Here is a 16,400-nt window from a genome sequence, read left to right as displayed (position 1 = left end):
CGGTATCCCGAGGATTAAAAATGACCGCTTAGGCGGTCTTTTTTTTGCCAAAAGGGACTTCATTTAAGCGGCACTATCGTCCAAGGGTAGTCGCAGCCTGTTTCTTGTGGTCATATTGAAAAACTATCCTTTAAGTACAGTTATTTCATTTGTTTCACTTATTACAGTAGTTGCATTACACTACATGCAGATCTTCAAAGAAAGATTGCAACTAGATACCCTCACATATGGAGTAAAAATGCCTGCAACATTGGATAGAAATATTGAAGAGCCAATATTGAATGATTCAGAGTCTGAGCTTGTGCGCTCTGCCACAAGATGCATGATGATGGCGCTTGATCACTCCAAAGCAAATAAGATTGCATTGCTTACTGAAAAAGAAAATTCTATCGGAGTGGATACACCCATCTTGGAGCTGCCGCCAAAAGTGTTGCGCTTAATAGCAAATGTGCTTGGCTCTATGGCGGAGAAAAAGCCTATTTTTCTAGTGCCTCAAGGCCACTTGTTAACGACTGTTGAGGCGGCTCAAATCTTAAATGTTTCTAGACCATTTCTTACCAAGCTTTTAAAAGATAAGAAAATAAGATTCACGATGGTGGGATCTCATAGAAGAGTGGCGTATGAGGATTTATTGGAATACAAATCTAAGATGAGGTTTGAGCAAGAGGTTGCCATGCAAGAAATGGCTGATCAAGCTCAAGAATTAAACTTAGGCTACTAAATCGATGGCGGGTACGGCGAGATACACGGCAATACTGGATGCAAATGTAATGTATCCAGTCAATGTGTTTGACATCCTTGCGCAGTTTTGTATTGAGGGTTTATTCACCGCAAAATGGTCTCAGGATATAGACGAAGAATGGACACGAAACCTGCTTCTCGATAGAGGTGATTTAACGCCAGAGCAGGTTCTTAAGAGGTGCAATAGACAGAGGGTGGCTATTCCCGACTGGGAAGTAGAAAAAGAAAAGTATCAATCTTTAATTGAGGCCCTTAATCTACCTGACATGGATGACAGACATGTTTTAGCTGCTGCAATTGCTGGGCATGCTGATAGCATTGTCACCTTCAATGTCAAAGATTTTCCAAGTCACTTATTGGATCAATACGATATTGAGGCAATTCATCCTGATGACTTTATTTGCCATCAATTGGACCTCATACCCTATCAAGCGTTAACTGCCATTAAACATATACGCTTAAGATTAAAAAATCCCCCATACTCTGCGCAAGAATTGCTCGATAGTTATGGGAGATCAGGTCTAACATCAACGGCAGCAAAACTAAAAGAAGCAATAGAGCTCATTTAAGCGCTCAAGAGTGTAGAAATTCAGTGTTTAATGAATTACAGAATTAAAAGGGTGAATGTAAAGAAATGAAAAATACCGTTCGGAATCTGGCGAGGCGCTATTCCTTTTATTTGGGTGGCGATCAACCGCCTGTGACCTGGTATGAGCGTTTTCGTTCAGCTATTGGGGCTTTTATAGGCCTGATGTTAGTGATCACTATTGCTATGTACCTTAGAGAGCTTAGTGGTATCGATGAATGGCTGATGGCCTCATTAGGAGCAAGCGCTTTATTGGTTTTTGTCTTGCCTGGCAGTCCAATGGCTCAGCCTTGGGCTGTTATTGCTGGCAATACCCTGTCTGCCATGGTTGGCGTGAGTTGTGCAATCTTGTTTTCAAGCCCATTACTGGCTCTACCAATGGCTGCTGCACTCTCTATTTTGGGAATGTTTATGCTGCGCTGCTTGCATCCGCCAGCGGCGGCAGTGGCTTTAATTGCAGTATTGGGAGGCATAACGCATTACCGCTATGCCTTTTTCCCGGTGATGGTGGATTCAGCGCTCTTGATATTGGCTGGGGCGGTTTACAGCAATCTGACCGGTAAACCTTACCCCAATAGGCCGCCTAAATAACAGGCAGCTCTAACTCAAGACAAGTCTTTATTTGCTGATTCTGCCGGCTGCGATTGAGGCTTTGCAGTCCTTAATGGCGTAGTTTTGGTATTTGCCGGCATTTTCTTTGCGAATGGATTGGCCGCATTCAGTCAAAGAGTTGCGTAAGTTGATTTTTGGGATATTGCCTGTTGTCATGATTGACTCCGTAATAAGTGGTTTTCATTGTGAATTTAAGCCCCAAGGACCCTCATTAAGATCTAGGCTTTGGGCTTAATAGCGCTATCTTGCGCTGCTGATAATTCTAGTGATTTTTTTGGGTTCAGGGGTAATCATGGGTTAAATGAAGTTAAATCCATTGTTAACCCCTAGTTTCATGAAAATAGCTGCTTAAAACCTTTAAAATCACCGGATATTTACAAAAAGCATAAATGCTTTGCTAATTGATGAGCTTAACCAAACTGTCAGCTAATACCGTTATCCCGGTCATCCTTTGTGGTGGATCTGGAACACGCCTATGGCCGTTATCTCGCGCAGGATTTCCGAAGCAGTTTTTGGTGTTGTCTGGTGATGACTCTGGCAAGAGCTTATTTCAGCAGGCGGTAGAGCGTTTAAATACGCTCTCTAAGAATGATATTGGACCCACTTTAATTGTGACCAATGAAGAGCATCGTTTCTTGGTGCTTGATCAATTAAGAGAAATGCCCAGCATTAAAGCAACTTTGCTTTTAGAACCAGAGGGGCGTAATACGGCACCAGCATTAAGCTTGGCCGCTTTGTACGCTAGCGAGCAAAAAGATGGCAGTGGCAACCCCATTGATCCGATCTTGGTCATTACACCGGCAGATCAAACCATCCAAAATGGTGCGGCGTTTACTAAAGCACTCAATGAATGTGTCGAAGTTGTAAAAGCGGATTCCAGCGCAAAGACGATTGCCATCTTAGGTATTACAGCAAGCGCCCCGGAAACGGGTTACGGCTATATCAAGAAAATGGGCCAACAAGGATCCCATGGTGAATACACCGTTGAGCAATTTGTAGAAAAACCGGATGCCAAGACTGCGCAAAGTTATTTGGATGATGGAAATTACTTTTGGAATGGCGGCATGTTTGTGCTGCGCGCCAGCACTTGGCTTGCTGCTTTGAAAGAATTTCGTTCCGATATTTATGGTGCAACCGAGACTGCTTGGGTTGCACGTAAGGTAGATCGCGCGGGTGATACCGAGTTTGTTCGTCCCGATAAAGATATCTTTAAAACAATTCCGAGTGAATCGATTGACTACGCAGTTATTGAAAAATGTCCCGGTAATGCAAGCAGTCAATTCAGCATCAAGATGGTCGAACTCAATGCGGGCTGGAATGATTTAGGTGCTTGGGATGCGGTATGGCAGGTAGGTAAAAAAGATGATCAAGGTAATGTTACCTCTGGCGATACCCTACTTAGCGATGCGAGTAACTCTTTGGTGCATGCGAGTAGTCGTTTAGTAAGTGCAGTGGGCGTGGATAACTTAGTCATTATTGAAACTGCCGATGCTGTATTGGTTGCGCACCGCTCTAATAGCCAAGATGTGAAACACATCGTTAATCAGCTAGAAAAACAAAAGCGTGAAGAGAAGAATCTTCACCGCAAGGTAGCAAGACCCTGGGGTTGGTATGACAGCGTGGATGAGGGTGAGCGCTTTAAGGTGAAGCGCATTCAGGTAAAACCAGGCGCTAGCTTGTCATTGCAGATGCATCACCATCGTGCCGAGCACTGGATTGTGGTTAAAGGTACTGCTGAAATTACCAATGGTGAAAAAGTCATTTTGCTCTCTGAAAATCAAAGTACCTACATACCGCAGGGCCAAACTCATCGCCTTGCCAATCCAGGAAAAACTCCATTGGAGATCATCGAGGTTCAGTCTGGTAGCTATTTGGGTGAAGACGATATTGTCCGCTTTGAAGATAACTACGGACGCTAAATAGCTCAGTCACTAAATCACCCACTAAGTCAATGAATCAATCAATCAATTCAACCCAAACAGGTAAGCGCGTTGCACTTATATGTGGGGTTAGCGGTCAGGATGGCAGTTATTTAGCCAAGCTACTACTAGATAAGGGTTATGAAGTCTTCGGCACTTCGCGTGATGCGCAAGGCTCATCTTTCGGCAACTTGAAAAAATTAGAAATAGCAGATCGTATTCAATATCTTTCTATGGTGCCTGAGGATTTTCGTAGTGTCTTGATGGCGTTACGAAAGAGTAATCCTGATGAGATCTATTACCTCGCAGGACAATCATCTGTTGGCTTATCTTTTGAGCAGCCTGCAGAAACGATTCAAAGTATTACGATAGGCACCCTCAATATTCTTGAGGGTTGTCGCATGATGGATAAGAAGATCAAGATCTATCACGCTGGTTCAGGCGAATGCTTTGGTGATACTAAGGGCGAGCCTGCAACTGAAACTACTCCGTTCTATCCGATGAGCCCCTATGCGGTTGCTAAAACTTCGGCATATTGGTTGGTAAATAACTATCGTGATGCTTATGGCTTATTTGCTTGCACGGGAATTCTGTTTAACCACGAATCCCCATTGCGCCCAGAGCGTTTTGTAACGCAAAAAATTATTCACTCAGTTAAGCGTATTGCACAAGGTGGCCAGGACAAGCTCAGCTTGGGGCGTTTGGATATTTCTAGAGATTGGGGCTGGGCCCCAGAATATGTAGAGGCAATGTGGCTCATGTTGCAACAAGATACGCCACAAGACTTTGTTATAGCCACTGGCACCACAATTACCTTGGAAGAGTTTGTAAAAGCAGCATTTGATCAGGCCGGCCTCAATTGGAAGGATCATGTAGTTCAAGATCCAAGCCTCTTCCGCCCAACAGATTTAGCGATCGGTCGCGCTGATCCAAGCAAGGCATTTAAAGAGTTTGGCTGGAAAGCGTCAACCACTGGAATTAATGTAGTAAAAAAAATGTATCAATCAATTTAATTAATAGAAACACTAATTCACGACACTATGAATACGAAATCAAAAGTTGCTCTCATTACAGGTATTACTGGACAGGATGGATCCTATCTTGCTGAGTTCTTATTAGAAAAGGGTTATATCGTTCATGGTATTAAACGCCGTGCATCATCGTTTAATACTGATCGTATCGACCATCTCTATCAAGATCCTCATATGAATCACCCAAATTTGATTTTGCATTATGGTGACTTAACTGACACCAGTAACTTAGTGCGCATCATTCAAGAGAGTCAGCCAGATGAAATTTATAACTTGGGCGCGCAGTCTCACGTTGCAGTTTCTTTTGAGTCTCCTGAGTACACGGCTGATGTAGATGCAATGGGGCCATTGCGTATCCTGGAAGCTATTCGTATTTTGGGTCTAGAAAAGAAAACCCGTTTCTATCAAGCATCTACTTCTGAGCTCTATGGCTTGGTTCAAGAAATTCCGCAAAAAGAGACCACACCTTTCTATCCAAGAAGCCCATATGCTGTTGCAAAGTTATACGCTTACTGGATTACCGTGAACTATCGCGAAGGTTATGGCATGTATGCCTGTAATGGTATTTTGTTTAATCATGAGTCTAAGCGTCGTGGTGAGACTTTTGTGACTCGCAAAGTGACTCGTGGTTTAGCTAACATTGCGCAAGGTCTTGAAAAATGCTTATTTATGGGCAATATTGATGCCCTGCGTGACTGGGGTCATGCTAAAGATTACGTACGCATGCAATGGTTGATGCTTCAGCAAGATAAGCCGGATGACTTTGTGATTGCCACTGGTGTGCAGTTCACAGTGCGTGAATTTATTACTCGTAGCGCTAAGCAACTTGGTATCACTATGCGTTTTGAGGGTGAAGCAGAAAAAGAAAAAGGTATCGTTGCAGCCATCGAAGGCGACAAAGCCCCGGCATTAAAAGTGGGTGATGTGATTGTGCAAATCGATCCACGCTACTACCGTCCTACAGAGGTTGAAACTCTGTTGGGTGATCCAACGAAGGCTAAAGAGAAATTAGGTTGGGTTCCAGAAATCACTCTGGATGAAATGATTGTGGAGATGGTGGCCAATGATTTGGATCAAGCCAAGCAACATGCTTTATTACAGAAACATGGCTACTCAGTAGCAGTTGGTAAAGAAAATTAATAGAAATAGTTTGTATGAGGTTTAACGTATGACTCTCGAAAGCAATCCGAAAATTTATGTAGCTGGACATCGCGGTATGGTGGGGTCTGCCATTCTGCGTGATTTAAAGGCTAAAGGATTAACAAATATTGTTACGCGTACTCATGCGGAGCTAGATCTTACGAACCAAGCAGCAGTCGCTGATTTCTTTGCTGCTGAAAAGCCTGATCAGGTCTATTTAGCTGCTGCAAAAGTAGGTGGTATTTACGCCAACAATACTTTTCCTGCGGAGTTTATTTATGACAACTTGATGGTGCAGAGCAATGTCATTCATCAAGCATTTTCAAATGGCGTGAAGAAGTTGTTGTTCTTGGGTTCAAGCTGTATTTATCCGAAATTAGCGCCTCAGCCGATGAATGAAGATGCTTTGTTAATGGGTAAGTTAGAGTCTACCAATGAGCCTTATGCCATTGCAAAAATTGCTGGCATCAAGATGTGTGAAAGTTATAACCGCCAGTATGGCCAGTCACATGGAGTGGACTACCGCTCAGTAATGCCTACTAACCTCTATGGTCCTGGCGATAACTACCATCCTGAAAATAGCCATGTGATTCCGGCTTTAATTAGAAGATTTCATGAGGCTAAAGTTGGCAATGCTCCAGAAGTATTGATTTGGGGTACTGGCACACCTAAGCGTGAGTTTTTGTATGTTGATGATATGGCTGCTGCATCGGTATTTGTCATGAATCTAGATAAACAGATTTACGATCAACATACCGAGCCGATGCAAAGTCATATTAATGTGGGTTTCGGTAGTGATATATCTATTGCTGAATTGGCAAATGCGTTAAGCCAGGCGGTTGGCTATCAAGGCAAGATTGGTTTTGATGTTACTAAGCCTGATGGCACTCCACGTAAGTGGATGGATTCATCCAGATTAAATGGTTTGGGCTGGGCTCCAAAAGTTCAGTTAACTGAAGGCCTAAAACAGGCTTACACAGAATTTTTGCTGGGACATAGGGATGCCTGAGGTATCTCCAGTGATGCCTCCTGTGGTTCCAGTAATCGATGAGGTAATTTCCGTCTGCTCAATTAAGGATATTGATGTTTGGACGGTTGCAGCAAAGAATATTGTGCGATTTATCTCAGCCAACCATTACACCGTTATTGTTCCCGATGCTCAAGTGCAGATGTTTACCGCCGTTACTAAGACGCCATACCAAGTTAAGGCAGAATCACGTTTTGTTGGCAATCTAAAAGAAAAAATAGCTCAGACCTTAACGCCAGAGAATCAAGATCGGGTGGGTTGGTATTTGCAGCAGTTTGTCAAAATATCCGCTGTATTGAAGCACGATGATCGAGATGTAGTGCTTATCTGGGATGCAGACACAGTGCCCCTAAAGAAGTTGGAATTTATAAACTCCAATGGGCAATTTTCTTATTACAAGGGTGATGAGTGTCGTAAGTCTTATTTCGACTTTATCGAACGCGCCTTAGGCCTAAAGCGCACGCAAAACTTTTCCTTTATTGCGCAGAGCTTAATTTTGAAGGTCAGTTGGGCACGTGAATTAACAAATGCATTAGCTCAAAGTGCTCAACTTCCTTGGATTGATGCGGTCTTATCATTTTTAGACAAGGCAGAACCCGCAGGCTTTGCTGAATTTGAAACCTTGGGAACCTGGATATGGAATCATCATAACGACGAAATAATGATTAGTGGGCGTCCTTGGTATCGTAATGGCTTAAGTTTGGTTGGAAATCCATTAAAACTATCACAATCCGTATGGAATGGTTTATCTAAATCTTATGATTTTATTAGTTTTGAAGGTTGGGATATGAAGGCTGGGATTCGAAATGGGATTAGGAGGGCATATCGAAGAATAAAACTAGGTCTAGAAGGTAAGTTCATCTGAAAGTATTTGGAGTATTGACTGCTTTTAATTAGGCGCTCTATGGGTGACCCATCAGAGTTACTTCTTAAAAATACCTCGCCACTCTTATTTAAAACCAGTTTTAGGAATAATGATTCTCATATAACCTTCAATAATGAGTTTAAATTTTTACGAATGCTATGAATATAGTTGTCTTAGGGTGGTATCGATCTCTAGCAAATAGCTTCTGTAATTCGGCGTTAATTTTGTTAAATAAATGAGTATATGGATAGCCAAATTTCTCAATCACATCCGCAGCGTACCATGCAAAAAATTCCTTACGGGATTGTTTTGATGATGTGTGTTTTATTCGCGCTTTTGTATGGTGTCTGGATACTTCCCCATACAGTCTTTATAAGACACTTTGCAATGGGATTGGGTAGTCTTTTAGGGCTTTGGGTGATTTACCAGAATCGTTTTTTGCTTTGGCAAAAAAGAGCATTGCCAACAGCATTAATCTTCTTATTATTAATTTGGGTCACTATTCACTTGTTTTGGATTGGAAGAGATTATCCACTACAAAGTTTGGAGTACGCCAAGATTTGGAAAAAAATCGCTCTTAGTTTGCCCTTTGCTCTTGGCCTTGGCCTTGCAATTGCCAGTAATTACTCTGATTTAAGAAAGTCTCGTCGGTATTGGCAAATTATCTACCTAGGATTTTGTTTGCCAACCATAATTTATTTTGGCAAGTTTGCCTACGCCAAATTGGCAGGTGCTTATGGCTACCCAATTCCCAGCTATCTATTGCTAGTTCCCTATGGAGGTGGTGAGCAACCTTTTGGTATCCCGCGGGCATGGTATGTGCTTTTCTGTTTGCCTGCCTTTGCCATTGCTCTGGGAAGAATTGTTCAGTTCATAGAGCAAGGTAATTTTGGCTTACGTAATAGTTGGTTTTATTTAGCGATCCTACCTCTGACGGTTGCCCTGTTCTTTATTGAGACAGATCGGTTTGGAATGGTGTATGTGATGATTTTCCTAGCCCTATCACTTGGCATCATTCTCTTCAAATATTTCAAACGGCTTTCTTGGAGTGGAGGGGTGATATTGCTATCGGTTGCTGCGGTGTCTTTGGGCTTGGTCAGTTTAAGTGTTAGCAAAAATCCCCAATGGCAAACGCTCGTAGCCGACTCAAAGGTTGCCGCCCAAATTGACCGCTACGACAACTGGAAAAATCGGAACAAGGGATATCCCATTAATGAGCTTGGCCAAGTTCCGTCAGACTCAAATTATAGTCGTCTTGCCTGGGCTACTGTGGGCTCACGCCTATTAATAGAAAACCCTTTGGGCTATGGATTGATGAGTCTTTCTTTTGCCGCCTTAGGTAAGGAAAAGTGGCCGGATTCTGACTTGAGTTGGACGCATAGCGCTTGGTTGGATTTTGGCTTGGGCTATGGGTTACCCGGTCTACTTCTTCTAGTGCTCGCTGTAATATCGGGATGGTTCTATAGCATTCACTCAAAAGCTCCATGGAGCTTGATTGGTCGCTGGGGGTTGGCTTCAATGGCCCTGGTGATGACCACAAAGGAGGTGTCAGCCGAATCTGGAATCAATGCCATTATTTTCCTGGTTCTTTGGGTAAGCGCATTAAGTATTAATAATAGCAACCCAGATGCTATCCCCAAGTAAGGATTTGGGGGATGGCTAGTGCCCATTTCTTTTAGGAAAATTAGTGTATTGCCTTAGAGTGTAGGGCGGTAAATAAAGTAGCAAGCAATACCCTATGAAATAAAGGGCATGCAGATCACAAAGTACCAAATTTTTTAGGCGTTTTGCTGGACCGAAACTGCTACAATGGGTTTGAATTTTATAGCTTTTTAGGGGTTATAGGCTTATGCAGCACTCTTACTTGCAGGAAGATGGGCAGAAAATTTCCCTGTTAGAAATAGTTGATTTTATTAAAAAGTCCTGGAAAATCATTGGATTATCATCTTTTTTGGGCCTAATTTGCGCTGTTAGTTATATTGTGGTGACTCCACCCATGTTTGAGGCCACTGCCCAGATTCGCATGGCGCAAATTTCACAAGTCAACCCCTCAAACCCCTTTGGCACAGCCGTAGAGGATCCTTTCTCCCTGATTTCAAGGATGCAGTTCCCCACCAATTATTCCCCGAAGGTCATTGGCGATTGCGGTTATCAAGATCAACCCCAAGCGGCTTTAGCCCTATCCAAAGGGGCTAAATTTTCGATCCCCAAGGGTGTTACTAATACAGTAGAGCTAAAGATTCTGGCGCCCAGCCCTGATCTGGCTGCAAGCTGTGCTCAGGCAATTTTTGTGCAAATTTCTCAGATGCAAGAGCGGCTTTCCAAAGTTTTTGTTGAAGAGGCCGAAAGCAAGCTTGCATCCGATAATGAGCATATTGAGGGCGCCAGAAAATTAATTGCAAAAGCAGATCAATCAGGAAGCGCCATGTCGGCAGCCTATTTATCTGCGCGCGATGAGTTGACCTATTTTTTAACGGATCGTGAAAAGATGGTCGATCTGATTAAATCGGTCAAAAGCAGGGGTACCCGCCTAGATTCACCGATTTATGTTTCAGAGCGACCCGTCTCACCTAAAAAGACAATGAGTTTAGCCGCAGGTTTGGTGGTAGGTTTTTCCCTGGGAATACTTTTCGCATTAGGTCGAAAATTTCTCCAGCAGTCAAATCTGGCGAAGGGGTCAAAATAATGGCGACCTTGAGATAATCATGGGCGCGAGATCGGGCGCTAGCGGGCTTAATACTTTATTGAGTATTTAATAAATTAAAAAAATAGCTATCAGCACTTATTCACAGAAAGTCCTCATGAAGATTGCAGTTGTTGGAACCGGATATGTTGGACTATCCAATGCAATTTTGCTCTCTCAATCGCATGAAGTTGTTTCTTTGGATATTGCTCCTGAGCGCGTTGATTTCCTAAGCCGCCGAGTGTCCCCCATTACAGATGTGGAGATCGAAGATTATCTTCAAACAAAAACTCTCAACTTAAAAGCTACCCTTAATAAAGAAGAAGCTTATATCGGAGCTGACTTTGTCATCATTGCGACACCTACTGATTACGATGAAGCTACGAACTATTTTAATACGGGTTCAGTTGAGGCGGTAGCGCGGGATGTGATAGCTATTAATCCCAAGGCGGTGATGATAATCAAATCAACTATTCCGGTTGGATATGTGGAGCAACTGCGCAAGAAACTCAATTGCCAAAGTATTATTTTTTCTCCTGAGTTTTTAAGGGAGGGTAAAGCGCTTTACGATAATTTGCACCCTTCACGGATCGTGGTGGGTGAGCGGTCCGAGCGAGCTAAAGTCTTTGCGGATCTTCTTAAAGAGGGTGCCATTAAGAAAGACATTCCAACGCTCTTTACGAACCCGACAGAAGCTGAGGCTATTAAGCTTTTTGCCAATACCTATTTAGCGATGCGGGTGGCTTACTTTAATGAGTTAGATACCTATGCGGCGATCCATGGTTTGGATACCCGGCAGATTATTGAGGGTGTAGGCTTGGATCCTCGCGTCGGATCCCACTACAACAACCCTTCCTTTGGTTATGGCGGCTATTGTTTGCCAAAGGATACTAAGCAGTTATTGGCCAACTATCAAGATGTGCCGCAGAACCTCATGCAAGCGATTGTGAATTCCAACTCAACGCGCAAGGATTTTATTGCGCAGGATATTTTGAAGCGAAAGCCTAAAGTAGTCGGAATCTACCGCCTCATCATGAAGGCGGGATCTGATAACTGGCGTGCCTCTAGTATTCAGGGGATTATGCAGCGACTCAAAGCGAAGGGCGTTGAGGTGATTGTGTATGAGCCTATTTTGGAGCAAAAGGAATTTTTTAACTCTGAAGTACTCGATAACTTGGTTGAATTCAAAAAGCGAGCCGATATTATCGTAGCTAACCGTTTAGTTGATGAATTAAATGATATGGCAGCTAAAGTTTATACGCGCGACTTATTTGGAGGGGATTGATCTCCCAAGTTCAAAAAATAAAAATTATGCAAAATTACAATCAAAGTAACAAAATCCTCATCACTGGTGGCGCAGGCTTTTTAGGTTCCCACCTCACTGAGAAGCTCCTCAAAGAGGGTAATGATGTCTTGGTAGTAGATAACTATTTCACAGGTACCAAAGAGAACCTGGCCCACTTACTCTCAAACCCTAAGCTAGAGCTCATGCGTCACGATGTAACCTTTCCGCTATATGTAGAAACCAATCAGATCTATAACCTCGCTTGCCCAGCATCTCCGGTCCACTATCAATATGACCCAGTGCAAACCACTAAAACGAGTGTGCATGGCGCCATTAATATGCTGGGCCTAGCCAAAAGAACTAGGGCTAGGATTTTGCAAGCCTCTACTAGTGAAGTCTATGGTGATCCAGAGGTGCATCCTCAGCCAGAAGAGTATTGGGGCAAGGTCAACCCTATTGGTATTCGGTCTTGCTACGATGAAGGCAAGCGCTGTGCTGAAACCCTCTTTTTTGATTACAACCGCCAGCACAATCTAGATATCAAAGTCGTACGTATCTTCAATACCTATGGTCCTCGTATGCACCCCAATGATGGCCGTGTTGTCAGCAACTTTATTGTTCAGGCATTACAAGGCAAAGACATCACGATTTATGGTGATGGTCAGCAAACTAGAAGCTTTTGCTATGTTGATGACTTGATTGATGCCATGGTCAAAATGATGAACTCAGAACCAGGCTTTACTGGGCCAGTCAACATTGGCAACCCTGGTGAGTTCACTATGCTGCAGTTGGCTGAAACAATTCTTAAGCTCTCTGATAGTAAATCAAAGATCGTTTATCAGCCTTTACCGTCTGATGATCCAAAGCAGCGTAAACCCAACATCGAATTAGCTAAGGACAAGCTGGGTTGGGAGCCAAAGGTAAATCTTGAGGATGGTCTTAAAGAGACTATTGCCTACTTTAAGAAGCAATTGCATAAAGATGTTTAATAATTTTTATTTTTTAAACAGAATTATTAATAAAAATAAATCAGTAATTAAGAATTCTTTTTGGTTATTTCTAGAGAAGTTAATAAGAGTCGTTTTTGGGCTCCTCGTCGGAGCGTGGGTTGCAAGATATCTGGGCCCCCTTGAATTTGGTGAATTAGCATACACATTGGCGTTGGTTAATTTACTCCAAGCAATTGCAATTATGGGATTAGAAGGGATAGTAGTTAGAGATATTGCTGTAGATAAGAGTAAAGCAGCAGAAATATTGGGAACTGCTGTTGCAGTGCGCTTTATATGCGGAGCTTCCATTTGGTTAGTTGCTATTTTGATAACCGCATACTTAGATGGTTTTGATAGCCGCTCAACAATCCTAATGGCATTGATAGGAACATCATTACTCTTTCAATCGGCGGATGTTATTGATTTATGGTTCCAAAGTCAAAGTCAAAATAAAAGAGGAGTTTTTTCAAGGATTACTGCACATATAGTGACGAATGGATTCAAAATAATCCTAATAATATTAAAATTTGAACTAATTATGTTTGCATGGTTGATTGCTTGTGAGAGCTTGATAATCGCTATGTTGCTAATATATGCTTACAAAAAGTATCCATGTAAATATACAATTTTCGCAACCATAAATATGGCTAAAAAATTAGTCAATGAGGGGTGGATATATATGGCAAGTGGTATATCAATAATAATTTATATGAGAATTGATCAACTAATTATTAAAAAATACTTAGGCACATATGAATTAGGGGTATATGCAGCCACAATTCAACTGGCAACCGCATGGCAGTTCTTTCCAATCGCCATTTCAGGAGTGCTTGCCCCATATTTAGCAAGCTTAAAAATAAATAGCGAAGAAGGGTATCGGTCGAGCATTAGAAAAATATTTTCAGCATTCTCACTTATGGGTTGGATAATAAGCATATTCGTGTGTTTGACATCAAGTATTATTGTTGAATTACTTTATGGAGCGAAGTATGAAAGTGGAATAAATGTTATTAGAATATATGCCTTTACAAATTTATTTATATGTCTTGGAGTTGCTCAAGGACTATGGATTATGAATGAAAGAAAGGCATTGATGGGATTGTATAAAACAATTATTGGTGCAACTATATGTATTGTTGGAAACATTATATTAATTCCTATGTATGGATTAATTGGTGTAGCAATAGTTGCCGTATTATCGCAGGCTGGATCTGCCATACTTTCAAATATAATATTTTCTAAGAAAATATTATATTTGCAATTAAAATCAATAATTGCCCCCTATAGATTTCTATAAAAAATTTTATGAAAAAAACACTAGTTATAATATTAGGCCAAGCAAGAGCTGATAAGTTGACATGGGATAACTTTAATAAATATGTTTTGAATGAATTAGATGCTGACTTAGCTTTATGTATTGGTGAGTCAGATTTAAATAGTGAAAAAAATAATTTTTGGAAAAATGCTGAATTTAAATGGGTTCATACAGAATATCAGGATTATGGAATTGCATATGATGAATTACAGAAAAAAATAATATCAGATACTAGTATAAATCTTCCGAATTGGAGGAGGTTGATGAGGATTGGCAGTGATTGGTTGGGGAGCATAAAAGATGTGAATGAGCAGCCCGGATCCTCTGGATTATTGTTATATTTCAAATGGCATTTAATGAACCATCTAATGGATGAGGAAATCCTTGAGAAATACGATTGGTTTGTTATTACTAGGTCAGATTTTATATGGGAGTTACCGCACCCTCCAATAGCCTTCTTTAAAAATCATGAAATTGGCTTGCCTTATGGAGAGCATTATGGAGGGTATTCCGACAGACATGTTGTAATGAAGAAAGAGACAATAAAAGGGTATTTTGGAATAATAGAGCCGATATTAAAAAACCCGGAAAAATTATACTCAGAAATGGAATTTTATAACAAGTGGAACCATGAAAAATATATATACCATAGAATAAAAACAGACTTAGCTATGCTTAAAATAAAATATATGCCCTACATGATGTATTCGGTTAGAGAGTTTGATACGCATACAACATGGTCTCATGGAAAATTTTCAGAGCATATGGGGTTATATATAAAATATGATTCTGAATATTACAGCGCGTCAACATCCAAAAAAATAATGAAAATTTGTAGAAATTGGAATAATTTATTTGCTACTATTTTATTTAGTAATATAATTATTAGGATAATATTTATAATTAATAGACCATATGAAGACCTTAGATTTAGAGTCTCATACTTCTTAAATAAAAAAAATAAAAAATATTTGAATATTTTTAATAAAATTTATAATTTAATACAAAAATTCTATCATTACTCAAAAAATTTAATCACATAATTAATATATGAAAATCCTTAATTATTTTTTAATTGCATCTAAAATTAATTAACTTAAGATTGCATTAATTTTATGTATAATTATATCAAAAAAAATTCACCTGAAAAAGCACTTGTTGAAGATAATTCTGATGATGGCAGTAGTTTAAAAATTCAAACCGCCCACCCAAATATTCGAATTAAAAAAATTAATAAAAAAATTGGGTTTGTTAGTAAAAATAATATACATCCCAATATATTTACTTTGAAGTTATGGAATAAGTGGTCAGAAGATAGTTACATGGAGTCCTACTTTAAAATTCGGAAGAGCGCATTTGAGGGCTTTAAATGGAGGTAAATGATGTTAGTTAAGCTTTTGAAGTATCTTCCCAAGGTATTTACAAAAATTGTTACGAGAGTAGATAGAGTGCGCTTTAGGTTCTTACGGCAATCTGCTCGTGGTGTTAGGGCAATAGACCCAAATAAAAAACTAACTATTTTTTATAGAATTAGCGACGCAGGCTACCCCAAATTAAAGGCAAGCTACATTAACAATGAAAATTGCTTGAAAAATGCCCTGCATACTTTTCCATTGATTAGATGTAATTGGAATGTTGTAGCTGATAATTGCTCAACGGAAACCTTGGGGATGATTCGGCGATATATTCCTGAAAAGTCAATAAAAGAGGTATCTATTGGGCATGGGGCAGGAACTTTTAATCTAACCTTGGATATGGCATCTAAATTAGATAATGAAGAACCAGTATACTTTTTGGAAAATGATTATATGCATAGGCCTGAATCTCTCGACGCAATTATCGAGGGTTTGACAATTGCAGATTACGTTACGTTATACGATCATCCTGATAGATATAATGTAAATTGCTTGATAAATTATCAGGCTAAGAGTCAAATATCGGTTACATCCAAATCCCATTGGAGAAAGATTTTTTCAACAACTATGACTTTCGCTACGCTCGCCGGTCAAGTGAAGGTTGATAAAGAGATTTTTTTAAAATGGACAAAATCTAAACATCCCTATGATGAAGAAATATTTAATGACTTAAACTTTCTAGGTAGAACTCTTGTATCCCCTATGCCATCTTTATCTACCCATGGTGATATTGATTACTTGGCCCCGTTAATTGATTGGGATAGCCACCATAAGAAAGTAGTATGAAAAGTT

The 16,400-nt window shown here is 40.6% G+C and carries 16 protein-coding genes; 15 read left to right on the top strand and 1 reads right to left on the bottom strand.

Annotated features, from left to right (window positions below):
- The first annotated feature begins 106 nt into the window (after positions 1-106).
- The 3 genes from VC159_RS09350 (at position 107) to VC159_RS09340 (ending at position 1,918) form a co-directional block, all read left to right on the top strand.
- A complete protein-coding gene (locus VC159_RS09350) occupies positions 107-721 on the top strand; it encodes a helix-turn-helix domain-containing protein (RefSeq protein ID WP_323473397.1) in 615 nt (204 codons plus the stop codon).
- 4 nt (positions 722-725) lie between these two features.
- Positions 726-1,310, top strand: coding sequence for a PIN domain-containing protein (locus VC159_RS09345; protein ID WP_323473396.1), 585 nt, complete (start codon positions 726-728; stop codon positions 1,308-1,310).
- Positions 1,311-1,375: 65 nt separating this feature from the next.
- Positions 1,376-1,918, top strand: coding sequence for an HPP family protein (locus VC159_RS09340; RefSeq protein ID WP_323473395.1), 543 nt, complete (start codon positions 1,376-1,378; stop codon positions 1,916-1,918).
- Positions 1,919-1,945: 27 nt separating this feature from the next.
- Here the strand turns inward: VC159_RS09340 and VC159_RS09335 are convergent, their stop codons facing one another.
- Positions 1,946-2,095, bottom strand: coding sequence for a hypothetical protein (locus VC159_RS09335; RefSeq protein ID WP_216264144.1), 150 nt, complete (start codon positions 2,093-2,095; stop codon positions 1,946-1,948).
- 248 nt (positions 2,096-2,343) lie between these two features.
- Here VC159_RS09335 and VC159_RS09330 point away from each other — a divergent pair, with 248 nt between their 5' ends.
- The 12 genes from VC159_RS09330 (at position 2,344) to VC159_RS09275 (ending at position 16,394) form a co-directional block, all read left to right on the top strand.
- On the top strand, positions 2,344-3,858 hold the full coding sequence (locus tag VC159_RS09330; RefSeq protein WP_323473394.1) for a mannose-1-phosphate guanylyltransferase/mannose-6-phosphate isomerase: 1,515 nt from the start codon (positions 2,344-2,346) through the stop codon (positions 3,856-3,858).
- A 32-nt stretch (positions 3,859-3,890) separates the two neighbouring features.
- Positions 3,891-4,871 (top strand): GDP-mannose 4,6-dehydratase, encoded by a 981-nt coding sequence (locus tag VC159_RS09325; protein WP_323473393.1) that lies wholly within the window; start codon positions 3,891-3,893, stop codon positions 4,869-4,871.
- A 27-nt stretch (positions 4,872-4,898) separates the two neighbouring features.
- Positions 4,899-6,029, top strand: a complete 1,131-nt coding sequence (gene gmd, locus VC159_RS09320) for a GDP-mannose 4,6-dehydratase (protein WP_323473392.1) — start codon at positions 4,899-4,901, stop codon at positions 6,027-6,029.
- Between the two features lie 28 nt (positions 6,030-6,057).
- A complete protein-coding gene (gene fcl, locus VC159_RS09315) occupies positions 6,058-7,038 on the top strand; it encodes a GDP-L-fucose synthase (RefSeq protein ID WP_323473391.1) in 981 nt (326 codons plus the stop codon).
- Positions 7,031-7,921 (top strand): DUF6492 family protein, encoded by an 891-nt coding sequence (locus VC159_RS09310; protein ID WP_323473390.1) that lies wholly within the window; start codon positions 7,031-7,033, stop codon positions 7,919-7,921. The genes fcl and VC159_RS09310 overlap by 8 nt, the downstream gene beginning before the upstream one ends.
- 243 nt (positions 7,922-8,164) lie before the next feature.
- The gene (locus VC159_RS09305) at positions 8,165-9,565 is read left to right on the top strand and encodes an O-antigen ligase family protein (protein WP_323473389.1); all 1,401 of its coding nucleotides are present in this window, start codon (positions 8,165-8,167) and stop codon (positions 9,563-9,565) included.
- Positions 9,566-9,770: 205 nt separating this feature from the next.
- Complete coding sequence (locus VC159_RS09300; RefSeq protein ID WP_323473388.1) at positions 9,771-10,607, top strand: Wzz/FepE/Etk N-terminal domain-containing protein; 837 nt, start codon at positions 9,771-9,773, stop codon at positions 10,605-10,607.
- 115 nt (positions 10,608-10,722) lie between these two features.
- Positions 10,723-11,889, top strand: a complete 1,167-nt coding sequence (locus VC159_RS09295; RefSeq protein WP_323473387.1) for a nucleotide sugar dehydrogenase — start codon at positions 10,723-10,725, stop codon at positions 11,887-11,889.
- Positions 11,890-11,915: 26 nt separating this feature from the next.
- A complete protein-coding gene (locus VC159_RS09290; protein WP_323473386.1) occupies positions 11,916-12,878 on the top strand; it encodes a UDP-glucuronic acid decarboxylase family protein in 963 nt (320 codons plus the stop codon).
- Complete coding sequence (locus tag VC159_RS09285) at positions 12,871-14,175, top strand: flippase (protein WP_323473385.1); 1,305 nt, start codon at positions 12,871-12,873, stop codon at positions 14,173-14,175. Before VC159_RS09290 ends, VC159_RS09285 begins: the two co-directional genes overlap by 8 nt.
- An 8-nt stretch (positions 14,176-14,183) precedes the next feature.
- Positions 14,184-15,236: a hypothetical protein gene (locus VC159_RS09280; protein ID WP_323473384.1), complete on the top strand. Its 1,053-nt coding sequence runs from the start codon at positions 14,184-14,186 to the stop codon at positions 15,234-15,236.
- 336 nt (positions 15,237-15,572) lie between these two features.
- Positions 15,573-16,394 (top strand): hypothetical protein, encoded by an 822-nt coding sequence (locus VC159_RS09275; RefSeq protein ID WP_323473383.1) that lies wholly within the window; start codon positions 15,573-15,575, stop codon positions 16,392-16,394.
- Positions 16,395-16,400 lie beyond the last annotated feature (6 nt).

This window comes from Polynucleobacter sp. JS-JIR-II-c23, assembly GCF_035011225.1.
Classification (GTDB): Bacteria; Pseudomonadota; Gammaproteobacteria; order Burkholderiales; family Burkholderiaceae; genus Polynucleobacter.
The sequence above is the reverse complement of the archived record's forward strand: the minus strand, read 5'-3'. Positions and strand labels throughout refer to the sequence as shown.